At 67.0% G+C, this 14,755-nt stretch carries 19 protein-coding genes and 1 other RNA gene; 6 read left to right on the top strand and 14 right to left on the bottom strand.

What is annotated here, in order from left to right:
* Nucleotides 1-48 precede the first annotated feature (48 nt).
* The 6 genes from ASE96_RS03515 (at nt 49) to ASE96_RS19695 (ending at nt 2,973) form a co-directional block, all read left to right on the top strand.
* A complete protein-coding gene (locus ASE96_RS03515) occupies nt 49-807 on the top strand; it encodes a class I SAM-dependent methyltransferase (protein ID WP_056425967.1) in 759 nt (252 codons plus the stop codon).
* A 35-nt stretch (nt 808-842) separates the two neighbouring features.
* The gene (locus ASE96_RS03510; RefSeq protein WP_056425963.1) at nt 843-1,556 is read left to right on the top strand and encodes a metal-dependent transcriptional regulator; all 714 of its coding nucleotides are present in this window, start codon (nt 843-845) and stop codon (nt 1,554-1,556) included.
* On the top strand, nt 1,557-1,985 hold the full coding sequence (locus ASE96_RS03505) for a fluoride efflux transporter FluC (protein WP_056425960.1): 429 nt from the start codon (nt 1,557-1,559) through the stop codon (nt 1,983-1,985).
* Entirely contained in the window at nt 1,982-2,356 is a 375-nt protein-coding gene (locus tag ASE96_RS03500; RefSeq protein ID WP_056425957.1) for a fluoride efflux transporter FluC, read from the top strand. Before ASE96_RS03505 ends, ASE96_RS03500 begins: the two co-directional genes overlap by 4 nt.
* A 61-nt stretch (nt 2,357-2,417) precedes the next feature.
* Nucleotides 2,418-2,789 carry a hypothetical protein gene (locus tag ASE96_RS03495; protein WP_056425954.1) on the top strand — a complete coding sequence of 124 codons (372 nt, stop codon included), beginning with the start codon at nt 2,418-2,420 and terminating at the stop codon, nt 2,787-2,789.
* Nucleotides 2,790-2,838: 49 nt separating this feature from the next.
* Nucleotides 2,839-2,973 (top strand): hypothetical protein, encoded by a 135-nt coding sequence (locus tag ASE96_RS19695; RefSeq protein WP_260982379.1) that lies wholly within the window; start codon nt 2,839-2,841, stop codon nt 2,971-2,973.
* A 94-nt stretch (nt 2,974-3,067) separates the two neighbouring features.
* Here the strand turns inward: ASE96_RS19695 and ssrA are convergent.
* The 14 genes from ssrA to galE all read right to left on the bottom strand — a co-directional run bounded on the left by ssrA (nt 3,068) and on the right by galE (nt 14,638).
* Nucleotides 3,068-3,436: a transfer-messenger RNA gene (gene ssrA, locus ASE96_RS18720) on the bottom strand.
* A gap of 139 nt (nt 3,437-3,575) precedes the next feature.
* Complete coding sequence (smpB, locus tag ASE96_RS03490) at nt 3,576-4,046, bottom strand: SsrA-binding protein SmpB (RefSeq protein ID WP_024367797.1); 471 nt, start codon at nt 4,044-4,046, stop codon at nt 3,576-3,578.
* Between the two features lie 108 nt (nt 4,047-4,154).
* Complete coding sequence (locus ASE96_RS03485; RefSeq protein ID WP_056426663.1) at nt 4,155-5,570, bottom strand: M23 family metallopeptidase; 1,416 nt, start codon at nt 5,568-5,570, stop codon at nt 4,155-4,157.
* A 34-nt stretch (nt 5,571-5,604) separates the two neighbouring features.
* Nucleotides 5,605-6,519, bottom strand: a complete 915-nt coding sequence (gene ftsX, locus ASE96_RS03480; protein ID WP_056425951.1) for a permease-like cell division protein FtsX — start codon at nt 6,517-6,519, stop codon at nt 5,605-5,607.
* Complete coding sequence (gene ftsE, locus ASE96_RS03475; protein WP_056425948.1) at nt 6,516-7,307, bottom strand: cell division ATP-binding protein FtsE; 792 nt, start codon at nt 7,305-7,307, stop codon at nt 6,516-6,518. The genes ftsX and ftsE overlap by 4 nt, the downstream gene beginning before the upstream one ends.
* 216 nt (nt 7,308-7,523) lie before the next feature.
* Nucleotides 7,524-8,639 carry a peptide chain release factor 2 gene (gene prfB, locus ASE96_RS03470; RefSeq protein WP_056425945.1) on the bottom strand — a complete coding sequence of 372 codons (1,116 nt, stop codon included), beginning with the start codon at nt 8,637-8,639 and terminating at the stop codon, nt 7,524-7,526.
* A 156-nt stretch (nt 8,640-8,795) separates the two neighbouring features.
* A complete protein-coding gene (locus ASE96_RS03465) occupies nt 8,796-9,206 on the bottom strand; it encodes a pilus assembly protein TadG-related protein (protein WP_056425942.1) in 411 nt (136 codons plus the stop codon).
* A 56-nt stretch (nt 9,207-9,262) separates the two neighbouring features.
* On the bottom strand, nt 9,263-9,706 hold the full coding sequence (locus ASE96_RS03460) for a hypothetical protein (RefSeq protein WP_056425939.1): 444 nt from the start codon (nt 9,704-9,706) through the stop codon (nt 9,263-9,265).
* Nucleotides 9,687-10,085, bottom strand: coding sequence for a TadE/TadG family type IV pilus assembly protein (locus ASE96_RS03455; protein ID WP_056425937.1), 399 nt, complete (start codon nt 10,083-10,085; stop codon nt 9,687-9,689). Before ASE96_RS03455 ends, ASE96_RS03460 begins: the two co-directional genes overlap by 20 nt.
* A 3-nt stretch (nt 10,086-10,088) precedes the next feature.
* Nucleotides 10,089-10,337: a hypothetical protein gene (locus ASE96_RS03450; RefSeq protein WP_235500091.1), complete on the bottom strand. Its 249-nt coding sequence runs from the start codon at nt 10,335-10,337 to the stop codon at nt 10,089-10,091.
* Between the two features lie 85 nt (nt 10,338-10,422).
* A complete protein-coding gene (locus tag ASE96_RS03445) occupies nt 10,423-11,364 on the bottom strand; it encodes a type II secretion system F family protein (RefSeq protein ID WP_056425933.1) in 942 nt (313 codons plus the stop codon).
* Nucleotides 11,361-12,215 (bottom strand): type II secretion system F family protein, encoded by an 855-nt coding sequence (locus tag ASE96_RS03440; RefSeq protein ID WP_056425930.1) that lies wholly within the window; start codon nt 12,213-12,215, stop codon nt 11,361-11,363. The genes ASE96_RS03445 and ASE96_RS03440 overlap by 4 nt, the downstream gene beginning before the upstream one ends.
* Entirely contained in the window at nt 12,215-13,438 is a 1,224-nt protein-coding gene (locus tag ASE96_RS03435; RefSeq protein WP_056426659.1) for a CpaF family protein, read from the bottom strand. Before ASE96_RS03435 ends, ASE96_RS03440 begins: the two co-directional genes overlap by 1 nt.
* 156 nt (nt 13,439-13,594) lie before the next feature.
* Complete coding sequence (gene galE, locus ASE96_RS03430) at nt 13,595-14,638, bottom strand: UDP-glucose 4-epimerase GalE (protein WP_056425927.1); 1,044 nt, start codon at nt 14,636-14,638, stop codon at nt 13,595-13,597.
* Between the last annotated feature and the right edge of the window lie 117 nt (nt 14,639-14,755).

Below are 14,755 nucleotides of genomic sequence, written 5' to 3'. Positions count from 1 at the left end.
CGGTAAATTCGAAAGGTACCCATCCGGACCTGCCGAAGGAGATCGCACGTGGCGCGCGGTGGCCCCAAACTGCATCAGGAACGCCGCCAGGAGCTCGGGCAGAGCTTCCGGGACGGCGGGGAACACTACGAACGCGTCCGCCCGGGCTACCCCGGCGATTCCGCCGACTGGCTGATTCCCGCCGGCGCCAAGGATGCCGCGGACCTCGGTGCCGGAACGGGCAAGTTCACGGCGCTGCTGGCCGGACGCGGCCTGCACGCGGTGGCGGTGGACCCGTCCACAGACATGCTGGAGCAGCTGCGCAGGACGCTCCCGGACGTCACCGCCGTCGAGGGTACCGCGGAGCACACGGGACTTCCCGCCGGGGCTTTCGACCTCGTCACCGTCGCCCAGGCGTGGCACTGGTGCGATCCGGTCCTGGCCAGCTCGGAGATCGCCAGGATCCTCCGCCCCCACGGTGTCCTGGGGCTGGTCTGGAACCAGCTGGACACCTCCGTTCCGTGGGTGCACCGGCTCTCGCGCATCATGCACGCCGGCGATGTCCACAAACCGCACTTCACTCCGCCGGTGGGCCCGGAATTCGCCGGTCTGGAGAGCCACCTCACCCGATGGGAAGATCCGGTGCGCACCGCCGACATCATGGAGCTGACAAAGTCCCGCAGCTACTACCTGGCGGCCGGCGAGGCCACCCGCGCCAAGGTGCTGGGCAACCTCGACTGGTACCTCCACGAACATCTGGGCCACGACCCCCGCGAGCTCCTCCCGCTCCCCTACCTGACACAGAGCTGGCGGGCAGTCAGGGCCTGACACCGCCAGCGCCGCCTGACGGTAGGCTTGAGGCTGTGAAGACCAGTCTGCCCTCCTCCTCGATCGAGGACTACGTCAAGGTCATCTACTCCTTCACGGAGTGGCAGGACAAGCCCATCACCTCCACGCAGCTGGCCCAGCGCCTCGGCGTCGCGAACTCGTCGGTCTCCGAGATGGTCCGCAAGCTCAAGGACCAGGGCCTGGTTGACCACCAGCCCTACAGCGCCATCACGCTGACGTCCGACGGCGTCCGGCTGGCACTGTCCATGGTGCGGCGGCACCGGCTCATTGAAACGTTCCTCGTGCGGGAGCTCGGCTACCGCTGGGACGAGGTCCACGACGAAGCCGAACTCCTGGAGCATGCCGTCTCGGACACCTTCATCGAACGGATGGCAGCGAAGCTCGGGAACCCGGCGAGGGATCCGCACGGCGATCCGATCCCGGCCGCGGATGGTTCAGTCCAGATGCCCGCGGCTCACCGGATGAGCGAACTCGATGACGGCCACACCGGCCTGATCACCCGCATCAGCGACGAAAACCCCGAGCTGCTGCGCTACCTTTCCGCCGAGGAAATCGCGCTGGACGCCGACGTCGAGGTGCTGGGCCGGAAGCCCTTCGGTGGCGCCCTGATGGTGCGCATCGGTTCCGGGACGGCCCGGCGCGAGTTCGATCTCCCCGAGGAAGTCGCCTCCGCACTCTGGGTCCACAGCGAGGCGGTCCATCCCGGCTGCAGTCTGGAGCTGCGCTGAATGCGGACTGCAGTGCCGGCTGGACTGCCGGGCTGGCGGGCGTGGGCGGCGGTCGCCGTCGGCGGGCTGATCGGGACGGAACTGCGCTACGGGGCCGGGGTGGTGTTCCCCGAGACCGCGGGCAGCGTCCCCTGGACCACCCTGGTGATTAACGTCGTCGGAAGTTTTGTCCTCGCGACCCTCACCACAATCTGGATCGCACGGCCCAAGACCGCCTTCTGGCTGCGCGCCGGCCTTGGCCCCGGGCTGCTGGGCTCCTTCACGACCTTCTCCGCGGTGGTGTTCACCATTGACCAGCAGATCCGCGGCGGCTTCCATGCCAGCTGGCTGGCCTATCTTGCGCTCTCTCTGGTCCTGGGCCTCGGCGCCGCGGCCGCCGGGTGGAAGACCGGCAAAACCCTCGCGGACGTGGCCGGCGGGGCATCGTGATCACCGCCGTGCTGGTGGGAGCCTTCGGCGTCGCGGGCGCCCTGTTGCGCTTCGCCGTCGACTCCTGGTTTGCGCACCACCCGGGGCGCCATCCGCACTGGCCCTGGGCGACGCTCGCGGTCAATGTGGCCGGCTCCTTCATCATCGGCGCCGCAGTGGGGCTGACAGCCCGGCTGGGGCTGGGCGCCGAATGGCAGACCGCTCTCGCGACCGGGTTGGCGGGCGGCCTGACCACCTTCAGCTCCTGGACCACCGCCACCGTGCGGCTGGTGAGTGAGACGCGCTACCGCGCCGCCGTCCTCAACATCGCCGCCAACCTCACCGCAGGCCTGGCCGCGGCAGCGCTCGGGCTGGCCATCACAGCTCTGTGACGAGGGTAACCCCGGCCCCCACGGGCGGATTACGTCCCCTCCCATCCCGTATCGTTGAAGGATGATTACCCGTCGTGTTGCTGCCCAGATCCTTGATATTCCGCTGGAAATGGCCCACCGTCACGGCATCCCGCCCCGGCTCACCGACGCCGAGCTCGGCGACCTCCTGGACAACCCGCCGGCGTGGCTGGTGCAGTCCAAAGCCAACCGGACCGGCAAACGTCCGGTCTGGGTCCAGCTGACGTGCGCGGTCTGCGGGTTCTCGGAGGCGGCCCGGCCGAAGAAGTGGTGGCCGGACTTCACCTATGTGTGCTGCGCTCACCACGCCCCGTACGAGGTTCCCGGCGTCGGCTCCGGCCTGGTCCGCAGCGAGTACGAGGGCGTCGGCAGCCGCTTCGTCGGCATCGTGGACGTTGCGGTGCCCGAGGCGTAACTTAGTAGCACGGGGCCATCCCGGCCCCCTGCTGTTAGGGAGCGCCCACATGCCTGACAAAACGCCGCACCGGAGCGCGGTCAAGAAGCCCGTGAAAACCATCAAGGAAAAACGGGCCGAGAAGAAGTCCAAGAACGTCGCGGAGACGCACGCGGACCCCGTTGCCCACATCAAGAAGCGCTGATTCAGCGCCAGGGCAAAGCAAAAGGCCGGAAGCTGAGGCTTCCGGCCTTTTGTGTGTGACTTTACGGGGTGGAGCACCGTTTCCGGGGCTCCGATGGTGGAGATGGGGGGAATTGAACCCCCGTCCGATGTCGTGTTGTCAGGGCTTCTCCGGGCGCAGTTTGCGTCGGATTTTCTCGGCCCCGGCCATGCTGCAAACAGCTGGCCGATCCGGGCCCAGTCATCTAAGAGTCCCGTTCACCCCGATGACGGAGGTAAACAGCAGTGGCTATCTAAATGACGCCAGGATCCGGGGCAATAGCAACCTCGGGCTGACGGACTGTCTTACTGCTTAGGCAGCGAGAGCGAAGTCAGTGCGTTTTGATTCGGCACTTATTGGTTTGCAGACAGCGTTTACGAGATAATTCTGCATCCTCGGCCCGCTTCACCTGTCGCGACTAACATCGTCGAAACCGATCATCCCCGTATTTTTTTATCAAACCGGCCAGGTCTGCCGCTGAACCCTGGTGCAGCTGTGCTGCGGATCCTGCGCCGGACCTTCCCGGACTATCAAGCATAACGCACCCCTGCGGGAAATCATTCCCGCGGCCCGCGGCAGGTCCGTCAGCGCCGGTTCCGCTCACGCATAACGCGCAGGGCCTCGCGCTTGTCCTGCTGCTCGCGCAGGGTCTGGCGCTTGTCGTATTCCTTCTTGCCGCGGGCGACGCCGATCTCCACCTTGGCCCGGCCATCCAGGAAGTACAGCTGGAGGGGGACGATGGTGAAGCCTGATTCGCGGATCTTGTGCGAGATCTTGGTGAGCTCGTCGCGGTGCAGCAGCAATTTCCGGCGGCGGCGTGCGGCATGGTTGGTCCAGCTCCCCTGGTGGTACTCGGGGATATGGATGCCCTCCATCCACAGCTCGTCGTTGTAGAAGGTGCAGAAGCCGTCCACCATGGAGGCGTGGCCCTCGCGGAGGGACTTCACTTCCGTCCCCATGAGCGCGATCCCGGCCTCGTAGGTATCGAGGATGTGGTAGTCGTGCCGGGCCTTGCGGTTGGTGGCCACTACCTTACGGCCACTTTCTTTCGGCACGGTAGAACTCCTTGGATCGATGGGTGGGCCCTATGCCGGGGCGGCGCAGGCTCTTTCCAGTTTACGGCAGAGGAGCCGGGCTGCCGGGAGGCGTCCGCTCCGGGCTGATCAGAGCAGGTTCATGGGGTCAACGGCCCGGCCGTTGAGCCAGGTTTCGAAGTGCGAGTGGCACCCCGTGGAGTTGCCGGTGGTTCCCGAATAGGCGATCAGCTGCCCCTGGCTGACCTGCTGCCCGGCGGAGACCACCACGCTGGAGTTGTGGTAGTAAACGGTGGTCAGCGAGTTGCCCTGGACGACGCCGTGGGAGATCTTCACGTTGTTGCCGCCGCCGTCGTTGGCCCAGCCGGCAGAGAACACCGTACCGGCCGCCGCGGCGTAGACGGGCGTGCCGCAGGCGGCGGCAAAGTCGATGCCGGTGTGCATGTAGCCGCCCTGGCCGTAGAAGTCGATGGTGCCCGGCGGGGTGGCGCGCCATCCGAAGCCGGAGCTGATCGGGACGCCGTTGAACGGGTGGCGCAACCCGAAGGCTGACGGGGGTCCCGGCGGGGCGGGGACATACGGGGCCGGCTTGGCCGCAGCCTGGCCCCGGGCCCTGGCAGCCGCAGCGGCCGCGGCAGCGGCAGCCTCGGCGATGCGGCGCTGCTCGGCTTCCCAGGCTTCGCGCAGCTTGCGGTCACGTTCGACGATTTCGGCCGCGACAGCATCCTGCCGAGTCTTGACCTGGGCGAGCTGGCGCTGGATTCCCGGCTTCGCGGCCTGGAGCTCCCCCTCAAGCCGGGTGGTGTCGGCGATCAGCTTGTCCACCTGGGCCTTCTTGGCTTCCGCCTCGTCACGGGCAGCCTGTTCGCGTGCCAGCGCGGCATCGGCCTTCGCCTTGAGGTCCTTGATCTCGCCTTCCACCGCTTCGAGGCGGGCCTGCGAGTTGACGTTGGTGGCGTTCTGCTGGGTGAGTTTGTCCATCGCGGCGTTCTGGCTGCGCATCGCCTGGTCGGCGAGGTCGATGGTGTCCGTGAGGCTCCCGCCCTCGTTGGAGCCGAAGAACAACGAGAGGTTGGAGGGCACGCCGCCGGACTTGTAGGCCTGGGTGGCGATTTGTCCGATCAGCTTCCTGGTGCCGGCAATCTTCTTCTGGTCCGTCTCGAGCTGCTGGGTGATCTTGGCCTTGTTCTGCTGAGCCAGATCCACGCGAGCGGCGAGGGCCTCGGCTTCCTTGACCGCGGTGGCGACGCGGCCCTGGGCGTCCAGCAGGGCCTGCTGCGCACCGGGAAGCCTGCCCTGGTAAACGACGAGGTCCGAGGCGGTCTTGGCGATCCGGGAGTCCACGAACTCCAGGGAATGCTGGACCTTGGCGGCTTCGTCGCGGAGGGCGGCCTGCTGGTCCTCGAGGGTGTCGGCGAACGCGACCGGGGATGATGCGCCCATGCTCGCCGCCAGGACGAGCGCCAGTGTGGCGCTGACGAGGCGGCTGCGGCGGCCGGCCACGCGGAGCCGGGCCGAACTCGGGTTCGGGGCGGGCTGGTGCATCGGTGTCATGGGCATTCCCTTTTCGTTGCGCATGCTAGACCCGCAAGTATCGACGGAGGGTCAGCAGAGATGATACGCCTGCCAGCAGAACACCGAGGCCGATCAGGGCCGGCACCAGAATCAGCGTCTGACCTGCGGAGATGAAGGCGGTGTCAGGATACTGCTTGGACAGATAGCCGCCGAGGAAGAAGTGCGCCACGGCCCACAGCGTTCCCGACGCCAGCGCGGCGCCAATCACGGCGGCAATCACGCCCTCGAGGATGAACGGCAGCTGGATCACCATTTTCGACGCCCCGACGAGGCGCATGATCCCGGTTTCCCGTCGCCGGCTGAAGGCCGACAGCCGGATGGTGGTGGCGATGAGCAGGATGGCACAGACGATCATCACGCCGGCGACGCTCACGGCCACGAGGGAGGCGGCGTTCATGACGGAAAAGAGCCGTTCCAGGAGCTGGCGCTGGTCGATCACGGTTTCGACGCCGGCCTGCGACGAAAAGGTCTCGCTGATGATCTGGTACTTCTCCGGATCCTTCATGTTGATCCGGAAGGAAGCCGGGAGCTGGTCCGGCGTCACCGAGTCGACGATCGGGGAATTGGAGAACTGTTCCTTGAAGTGCTTGTAGGCGTCGTCCTTGGACTCAAACTGGAAGTCGTTGACGTACTGGGCCACCGCGGGGGAAGCCAGGACCTTCCGCAGGTTTTCCTGCTGTTCCGCGGTGACGGGGCCGGTGGCGCAGCCGGCCGCCGTCGAACCGTCACTGCAGAGGAAGATGGCAACCTGGACTTTGTCGTACCAGTAGCCCTTCATCTGGTTGATCTGCAGCTGCAGCATGCCGGCGGCGCCGACGAAGGTCAGGGACACAAACGTCACCAGGATGACGGAGACCACCATGGAAAGGTTGCGGCGCAGGCCGCTGGCGATCTCGGCGAGGATGAACTGGAGCCTCACAGCTGGTGCTCCGCTGCGGCGCGGGCTTCGGCCCGGGTGGTGACGGGTTGGGCGTCCCGCCCGCTGGCATCCCGCAGCCGGCGTGACTGTCCCACCACCGGAATCATGGAGGTGTAGAGGGCCTTGGCCTCGTCGCGGATGATGACGCCGTTGCGGAGTTCAACAACGCGTTTGCGCATCTCGTTGACGATGTCATCGTCGTGGGTGGCCATGACCACAGTGGTACCGTTCTGGTTGATTTTGTCCAGCACACCCATAATGCCCATGGAGGTGGTGGGGTCCAGGTTGCCGGTGGGCTCATCCGCCAGCAGGATGCCCGGGCGGTTGACAACGGCGCGGGCAATCGCCACGCGCTGCTGCTCACCGCCGGAGAGTTCGTGCGGAAGGCGGTTTTCCTTGCCTTCGAGGCCGACGGTCTTGAGGACCTCCGGCACGGTCTCGCGGATGACGCTGCGGCTCTTCCCGATGACCTGCATGGCGAAGGCGACGTTGGCGAAGACGGTCTTCTGCGGCAGCAGGCGGAAGTCCTGGAACACGACGCCGATCCCGCGGCGGAGCCTGGGGACGCGCCAGCTGGAGATGTTGGCGACGTTCTGCCCGGCCACGTACACGGCGCCGGAGGAAGCGCGGTCCTCCTTGAGGACGAGGCGCAGGAAGGTCGATTTGCCGGAGCCCGAGGCCCCGACCAGGAAGGCGAATTCGCCACGGTCGATCTCAAGGTTGATCGCATCCAGCGCGGGTCGCGCCTTCTGGTCATAGACCTTGGTGACATTTTCGAAACGGATCATGGCCCTAAGTACCCTGCAGACGTGGACGGGTACGGCCCAGTTCTGCTGCCGGTGCGCGGGCTTTCTAGTGGGGGAAGTAGAGCTCCGGCTTCTCGACTATACGCACGGGCCCCGGCGGATCGGCCCGAGTGCGGGGGCGTGTCGCAGGATTAGACCGGAGGGACAGGTGTGACGCAAGAGGCGGATGGTGCTACTTGTTCGCGTTACGGTTGTCGTTTACTTGTCCGCGTTGCGGTTGTCGGTCCGCCAGCGGATGCCGGCGTCGATGAAGTCGTCGATCTCGCCGTCGAACACGGCCGAGGTGTTGCCCACCTCGTGTTCCGTGCGGAGATCCTTGACCATCTGGTACGGGTTCAGGACGTACGAGCGCATCTGGTCGCCCCAGGAGGCCTTGACGTCGCCGGCGAACGCCTTCTTCTCGGCGTCCTCCTGTTCCTTCTTCAGCAGCAGCAGCCGGGACTGCAGCACGCGCAGGGCGGCCGCACGGTTCTGCAGCTGGGACTTCTCGTTCTGCATGGACACCACCGTGCCGGTGGGGATGTGGGTCAGGCGCACGGCGGAGTCCGTGGTGTTAACGGACTGGCCTCCCGGGCCGGAGGACCGGAAGACGTCGACGCGGATCTCGTTGTCCGGGATGTCGATGGAGTCGGTCTGCTCGATCAGCGGGATGACCTCGACGGCGGCGAACGAGGTCTGGCGGCGGCCCTGGTTGTCGAAGGGACTGATCCGGACCAGCCGGTGCGTGCCGGCCTCGACGCTGAGCGTGCCGTAGGCATAGGGGGCCTTGACCTCGAACGTGGCGGACTTCAGTCCGGCTTCTTCGGCGTAGGAGGTGTCCATGATGGTGGTCGGGTAGCCGTGGCGTTCGGCCCAGCGCAGGTACATCCGCATCAGCATCTCGGCAAAGTCCGCGGCGTCCACTCCCCCGGCGCCGGCGCGGATGGTGACCACCGCTTCGCGCTCGTCGAACTCGCCGGACAGCAGGGTCACCACTTCAAGGTCTTTCAACGCCTTGCGGATCGATTCCAGTTCGGTGGCGGCCTCCCCCATGGAGTCGGCGTCGTCCTCGTCCTGGCCCAGCTCCACGAGGACTTCGAGGTCGTCGATCCGGGCCGTGAGGGAGTCCAGGCGGGCCAGCTCGGACTGGCGGTGCGAGAGCCTCGAGGTGATCACCTGGGCGGCCGCGGGGTCGTCCCACAGATTGGGTTCGCCGGCCCGTTCGCTGAGTTCGGCGATGTCTTCCTTCAGCGCCTCGACATTCGAAACGTTCTCGATCGAGGCGTAGGTGGCGCGCAGGGCGCGGATTTCTGCGGGAAAATCAATGTTTGCCATGGTTTTTTAAGCCTACGCTATCCGCGCGGGCCGCCCGGACTTGAGGCAGGGCCGGGTCCGGCCGGGTCCGGGTTGGCCGGGTCCTGGCCGGCCGGCCTGGCCGGGTCCGGGTTGGGTCCGGGCCGGGTCCGAGCCGGGTCCGGGCCGGCGGCGGAGCTACCGGGTGAGCCGGGAACGCGCCGTCGAGCTGGCCTCGATCCTGATCCCGTCCGGAACCAGGAAGCTGACCACGGGCGGGTGCACGGCGGCACTAAGCACCACAACGGCGGTGGAACCGTCCGGGCTGCCCGTCCCTGGCCCGACGGCCAGGCCGCTGAACCGTGCGAACGCGCTGCTGCGGTCCAGGAACTCGACGGCGGCGCCGCGCACACGCGCGCCGGTCAGGACGGCGGTGGGACTGCCGCCGGCGGTTTCGAGCTGTCCGAGGGTGAAACTGTCCGCGGCCGCCACGGAAGCGCTGTCGGCCAGCGAGAGGAGCTTCTTGTGCTCGATGTAGACGCTGGAGGCAGCCGTGACAACGGTGGCCAGCAACAGGGCCAGCAGGACAAAGCCGATGATCGGCACCATCAGTTGCCCGTCCTCGGTGCGGGCTGCCGGGTTCCGCGGCGGACGCAAGGACGCCGTCACCGGAAGCGGCCCACCAGTTGCGTGGCCGAGGCGCTCAGCTGCCCCGCGTTCAAGTGGAGGGCCTCGCTGAACGGGACGAACGGCAACGGCACCGTCAGGTGCACAGTGACCGTGACCGCCGAGCCGGCAGCCATGCAGTCCGCCGGGGCGCAACTCGTCTCGACCCGGGCATTCGCCGCGGGGTGCCCGTGGTCGGCGAGCGCCACGAGAACGGCCTGCTCGGCGGCGGCCCGCCCGCCGGCGGCGTCAGGCTGGGCAACGAACACCTTTGCAGCCTGGTCCGCGGCGCCGACCACCGCGAAGGAGCCGCCCTGCAGCTGGCCCATCGTGATGATGAAGTAGACCAACGGCACCATCAGCAGGAGGGACAGGAATGTGAATTCGACGACCGCGCTCCCTTGCTCCCGCCGGTCCGTTGCGTCAGGGCTGGATGGCCGCATGCCCCTTCACCTCCAGGACGGCGCGGGGACCGATCAGCCCGATGACGGGCAACGGCGCGCGGACTGTGACCTCCAGGGTCCGGATTCCTTGGTATGTGACTTCGCCCGTGGTCACGTCCGTGGCGAACTCAGGGTTGAGCGCCACCCCGATCAGCTGCGCGGTCCGGTCCCTGGCATCCCCGGCGCCGCGGTCCGCGAGGGTGCCGTATCTGGCGCCCGAGGCCGCGGCGTCGATCAGGGTGTTCCGAACATGGAGCACCAGGGTGAGCTGGACGATGGCAAGGAAGAACAGCGTCAGCAGTCCGCCCACAAGGACGAAGTCCACCACCGCCGAACCCCGTTCGTCCGTATGGCCCCGGCAGGCGGCGGGCCGCCGCACGTGCTACTGCCCCACCTTGTCCATGGCCTGGTTGAAGAGTCCTTCCGGCGCCGGGCCGGCGAGCGCGAGGAGGGCGGCGACGAGGACGGCCGACATCAGGGTGATCATCACCCAGCCCGGCACATCGCCCCGCTCGCGGTGATCGCCGGGTCGTCCGGACTGTGGTCCAGTGGCGGCGTGCACCCGGGCCTGCCCGGGCACGAGGTTGATAGTGCAGAGCACCAGCGCCATGCGGTTCAGGATCTGTTTCACTGTTCTCCCTTTTCTCGGTGGTTCGGTGGTTCGGTGGTTTGCCTGCTGTTTCCGTGCGGTTCCCGTTCCCTATTACCCCGTGCTCTTACAACCCCATGCTGATGGCGGCCAGGCCGGGAAAGACCGCGAACACGACCGTCAGCGGCAGGACGCCGAAGACGACGGGCACCATCATGCCGATTTCCTTCTTTCCAGCCGACTCCATGAGCTCGCGCTTTGCCGTATCGCGGACGTCCTGGGCCTGGGCCCGCAGCACATCGGCGAGGGGCGTCCCCCGCTCCACTGCCACGATCAGCCCGTCCACGAAGCGGAGCAAGGGTCCGAGCTCCGTCCGTGACGAGAACTCCTGCAGCGCTTCCACGAGCGGTTTCCCGGCCCTGGTCTCCGCCAGCACGCGGGTAAAGTCTTTGGACAGCTCACCCCGGGCGCTGCGGCACACCCGGTCCAGGGCGCCCGTAGCGCTCTCACCTGCGCTGACAGCGAGCGCCATAAGCTCGGCGATGCTGGGAAACTCCGCCATCATGCGCGCCTCGCGCCTCCGGACCTGGGCGCCCAGCAGGTAATCGCGCAACATGTAGCCGCCGGCCGCGCTGCCAAGCACCAGCACAACGGCGAGAAGGGGGCTGAAACGTCCGGCTGCACCGAAAAGTACAACTGCTCCGACCGCCGCGACAAAACCGCCCGCGCCCCACAGGAGCTGTTCTGCCCGGAAATCGGCAGGCGACTTGTCGGTTCCGGCCCTTGCCAGCCGGCGGCTCAAGGCCGTGGATCCGGGGTTCAACCTCCCCAGCCACGTCACGGCATCGCCGATGACCGGCCGCAGGATCCGTTCCAGGGGTCCGAACGGCGTGATGTTTCCCGGCACCGTGCGCAGGAGCCGTGATTCCAGGTTGTGCGACTTCAACTGCGGCGCGATGCGGTCAACAAACGTGGTCGGCCGCATAAACGGCAGCCTGACCAGCAACAACCAAACACCGCTGCCAAGGATTACTCCACAGGCCACTGCGGCGGCCATGAGCGCGGTCACCGGAGCACCCTCTCGTCTTCCGGCAACGCCCCGATGCGCAGCATGACGGCATAGGAGATCAGGGAGACCGACAGGCCGCCCAGCAGGACGGCGGTGCCGACCGGGGTATTGTAGGCGGCCACTGCTTCGGGCCGGCTTGCCAGGAGCACCAGGACGATCCAGGGTGCGGCGACCGCGAGCCGGGCGGCGTTGACGGTCCAGGACTGCCGGGCTTCCAGTTCGCTTCTGGTGCGTGCACTCTCCCGGAGGAATTCCGCCAGGGTGCCCAACAGCCGGCCGAGATCCGAGCCGCCCACTTCCCTGGTCAGCCGGAGCGCCTCGACGATCCGGTCGGCCACGGGATCCGCCAGACGGTCCTTCAGCCTCGTGAGTGAGGGATCGAACTGCCCTCCCGAACGGTAGTCTGAACCAAAATGGCGGAACACGTGGCGGAGTTCCTCCGGACCCTTGTCGCCCAACTGGATGAGGGCTTCCGGCAGCGAAAGACCGGCCCTGATGGCCGACCGCAGGTGATCGACGACGTCGGGCCAGAGTTGGCGCAGCACTGCGGCGCGCTTCCGCGCCCGCCATTTCACGATGGCCATGGGCAGCCAGCCCCCAAACAGTCCAAAACAGCCCGCGATGGGCCACGACTTGGTCACGGCGAAAAACACCAGCGTGGTGAACACGCCGACGCCGACGCAGCTCGCCAGCAGGCCGGGGCCGCTGACCTTTTCGATTCCCGCGGTCCGCAGCAGGTCCTCGAGACGGCTCCGCCGCGGGGCAGACCGGAACTTCCCGGGCCGTTCCCACGCGGACCACCAGATCAGCAGGAGGCCCGCGCCGGCGAGCATGCCGAGCATCGCCGCCATCAGCGCGGCTCCAGCAGGCGCGCGACGTCGTAGCCCGAACGGGCGAACTTTTCCGCCGACGGCATCGAGTTGGCCTTGGGTTGCAGCTGTCCGTCTGCCAGGGCGAAGACCATGGACGACTCGATGATGCCGTTTTCCACCCGTCGGCCCAACGACAGGATCTCCGTCACCTCCCGGCGTCCGTTGGCCTGCCGGGCGCAGTGGACCACGAGATCGATGCAGGAAGCAACCGTCGCCACCACGAAGGCGCTGGAAATGTTTTCGCCCGCAAGCAAGGGGAGGGTGCAGATCTTCGTGACGGCGTCGTGGGCCGAATTCGCGTGGACCGTGCACATCCCCGGCAGGCCCGAATTCAAAGCGATCAACATGTCCAGGCTCTCAGCTTCCCGGACCTCGCCCACCACCAGCCGGTCGGGGCGCATGCGCAGTGCTTCCTTGACCAGGCGGCGCATGGGAATTTCGCCTTCGCCTTCCAGATTTGGCTGCCGGCACTGCAGTCCCACCACGTCCCGCAGCGGAAACTGCAGCTCGAAGATCTCCTCGACGGTGATGACGCGCTCGCGGGTTCCGATGCTTGCGGCCAGGCAGTTGAGCATGGTGGTTTTGCCGGCCTGGGTCGCGCCGGAGACCAGGATGTTCAGGCCGCTGGCCACGGCGGCGCCGAGGAACCGGGCAGCCTGGGACGTCAGCGTGCCCAGCTCCACGAGATGTTCGAGCCGGCTCGCCCGCACGACAAACTTGCGGATGTTGATGGCCCAGTGACGCCGCGTGACATCCGGGATCACCACATGGAGGCGGGAACCGTCGGGCAGCGCCGCATCCACGAACGGGGACGACATATCGAGGCGGCGCCCCGAACTCTTGAGCATCCGTTCCACGAGGTCCCGGACCTGTTGGTCCGTGAACGAGACCGACGTCAGCTCAGATTCACCGTTACGGGCTACGTAGACCTCGTTGGGAGCGTTGAGCCAGATTTCCTCGATGGCGGGGTCGTCGAGGAGCGGTTGCAGGGCGCCGAATCCGGCCACGGCATCGAAGACGAATCTCCGGGCGGTCTCCAGCGGACCGATGGGCGGGAGAGGCGCCAGCAGGGCCCGCTCGTCATAGTCCATGACCGCTGCTTCGACGAGGCGCCGGACTTCACCGGCCTGCCTCGAGGGGTCGAGGCCGCGCCGGCGAATCAACTCGCGGACTTCGTCCTCGACAATGCGCACAGCCTCCACGATGGCCCCCAATATGACTGCCGCCCTGTCCCTGGGCGCTGCAATTGGGTTAAAGCTAGAGGAGCCGGGGCGCGCGGGCAAGGGTGCCCGTCGCCGTATGTGGATAAGCCGCGGGCAGCGGCGCCGGCCGGGCGGCGGACGCCGCTGCCCGGAGCGCTACTTCGCCATTACCCCGGCAGTTTCGGGAACAGTGGCGTAGCCCTGCGGGTTGCTGCTCTGCCAGCGCCAGTGGTCCTCGCACATCTGCGCCAGGCTCCGGTGCGCGGACCAGCCCAGGTCGGCGAGCGCAGCCGACGGATCGGCGTAGCTGACGGCCGCGTCGCCGGGCCGGCGCGGGGCAAATTCGTAGGGCACGGCGTGGCCGGCGGCCTTGCCGAACGCCTCGATGACCTCAAGTACGGAGGAGCCGCGGCCGGTGCCGAGGTTCCAGCGGAACACCCCGGCTTTGTCGCGCAAATAGCCCAGCGCGGCCAGATGCCCGGCGGCCAGGTCCATCACGTGGATGTAGTCGCGCACCCCGGTGCCGTCCGGCGTCGGGTAGTCATTGCCGAACACCATGACCTTCTCGCGGCGCCCCACGGCCACCTGGGCCACGAAAGGCAGCAGGTTGTTGGGGATGCCGCGGGGGTCCTCGCCGATCAGGCCGGACTCGTGCGCTCCCACCGGGTTGAAGTAGCGCAGCAGCGCGATGCTCCAGCGCGGGTCTGCGGCACCCACATCGGTAAGGATGTCCTCGATCTGTTCCTTGGTGCGGCCGTACGGGTTGGTGGCGTCCAGGGGGGCCTTCTCGATGAGCGGCACTTCCTCCGAGGCGCCGTAGACGGTGGCCGAGGAGCTGAAGACCAGACGGCGGACGCCCGCCGCGTCCATGCTGTGCAGCAGGTTCAAAGTTCCCACCACGTTGTTCTGGTAGTACCAGAGCGGTTTCTCCACCGATTCCCCGACGGCCTTCAGCCCGGCGAAGTGGATCACGGCATCGAAGCCTCCCTCGGCGAAGACCGCGTCGACACCCGCGGCGTCGAGCAAATCGACCTCGCGGAAGTCCACTTTCTTGCCCGTGAGCTCCTCCACCCGGCGAAGGGATTCCTGGTTGGAGTTCATCAAGTTGTCGAGGACTACAACGTCGTGCCCCTCCTCGAGGAGACAAAGCGCCGTGTGGGATCCGATGTAGCCGGCGCCGCCGGTAACCAATACCTTCATGGGTTCCAGTCTAAGTTGCTTCGCCGTGGTCGCGGCGCGGCGGGCGCACAACGGAATGATTACAAGTCACACAGTTAACACTGGCAACTCTGGCCTCACTGACATGCCGGTGCTACC

The organism is Arthrobacter sp. Leaf69, assembly GCF_001422645.1.
GTDB lineage: Bacteria > Actinomycetota > Actinomycetes > Actinomycetales > Micrococcaceae > Arthrobacter.
The sequence above is the reverse complement of the archived record's forward strand: the minus strand, read 5'-3'. Positions and strand labels throughout refer to the sequence as shown.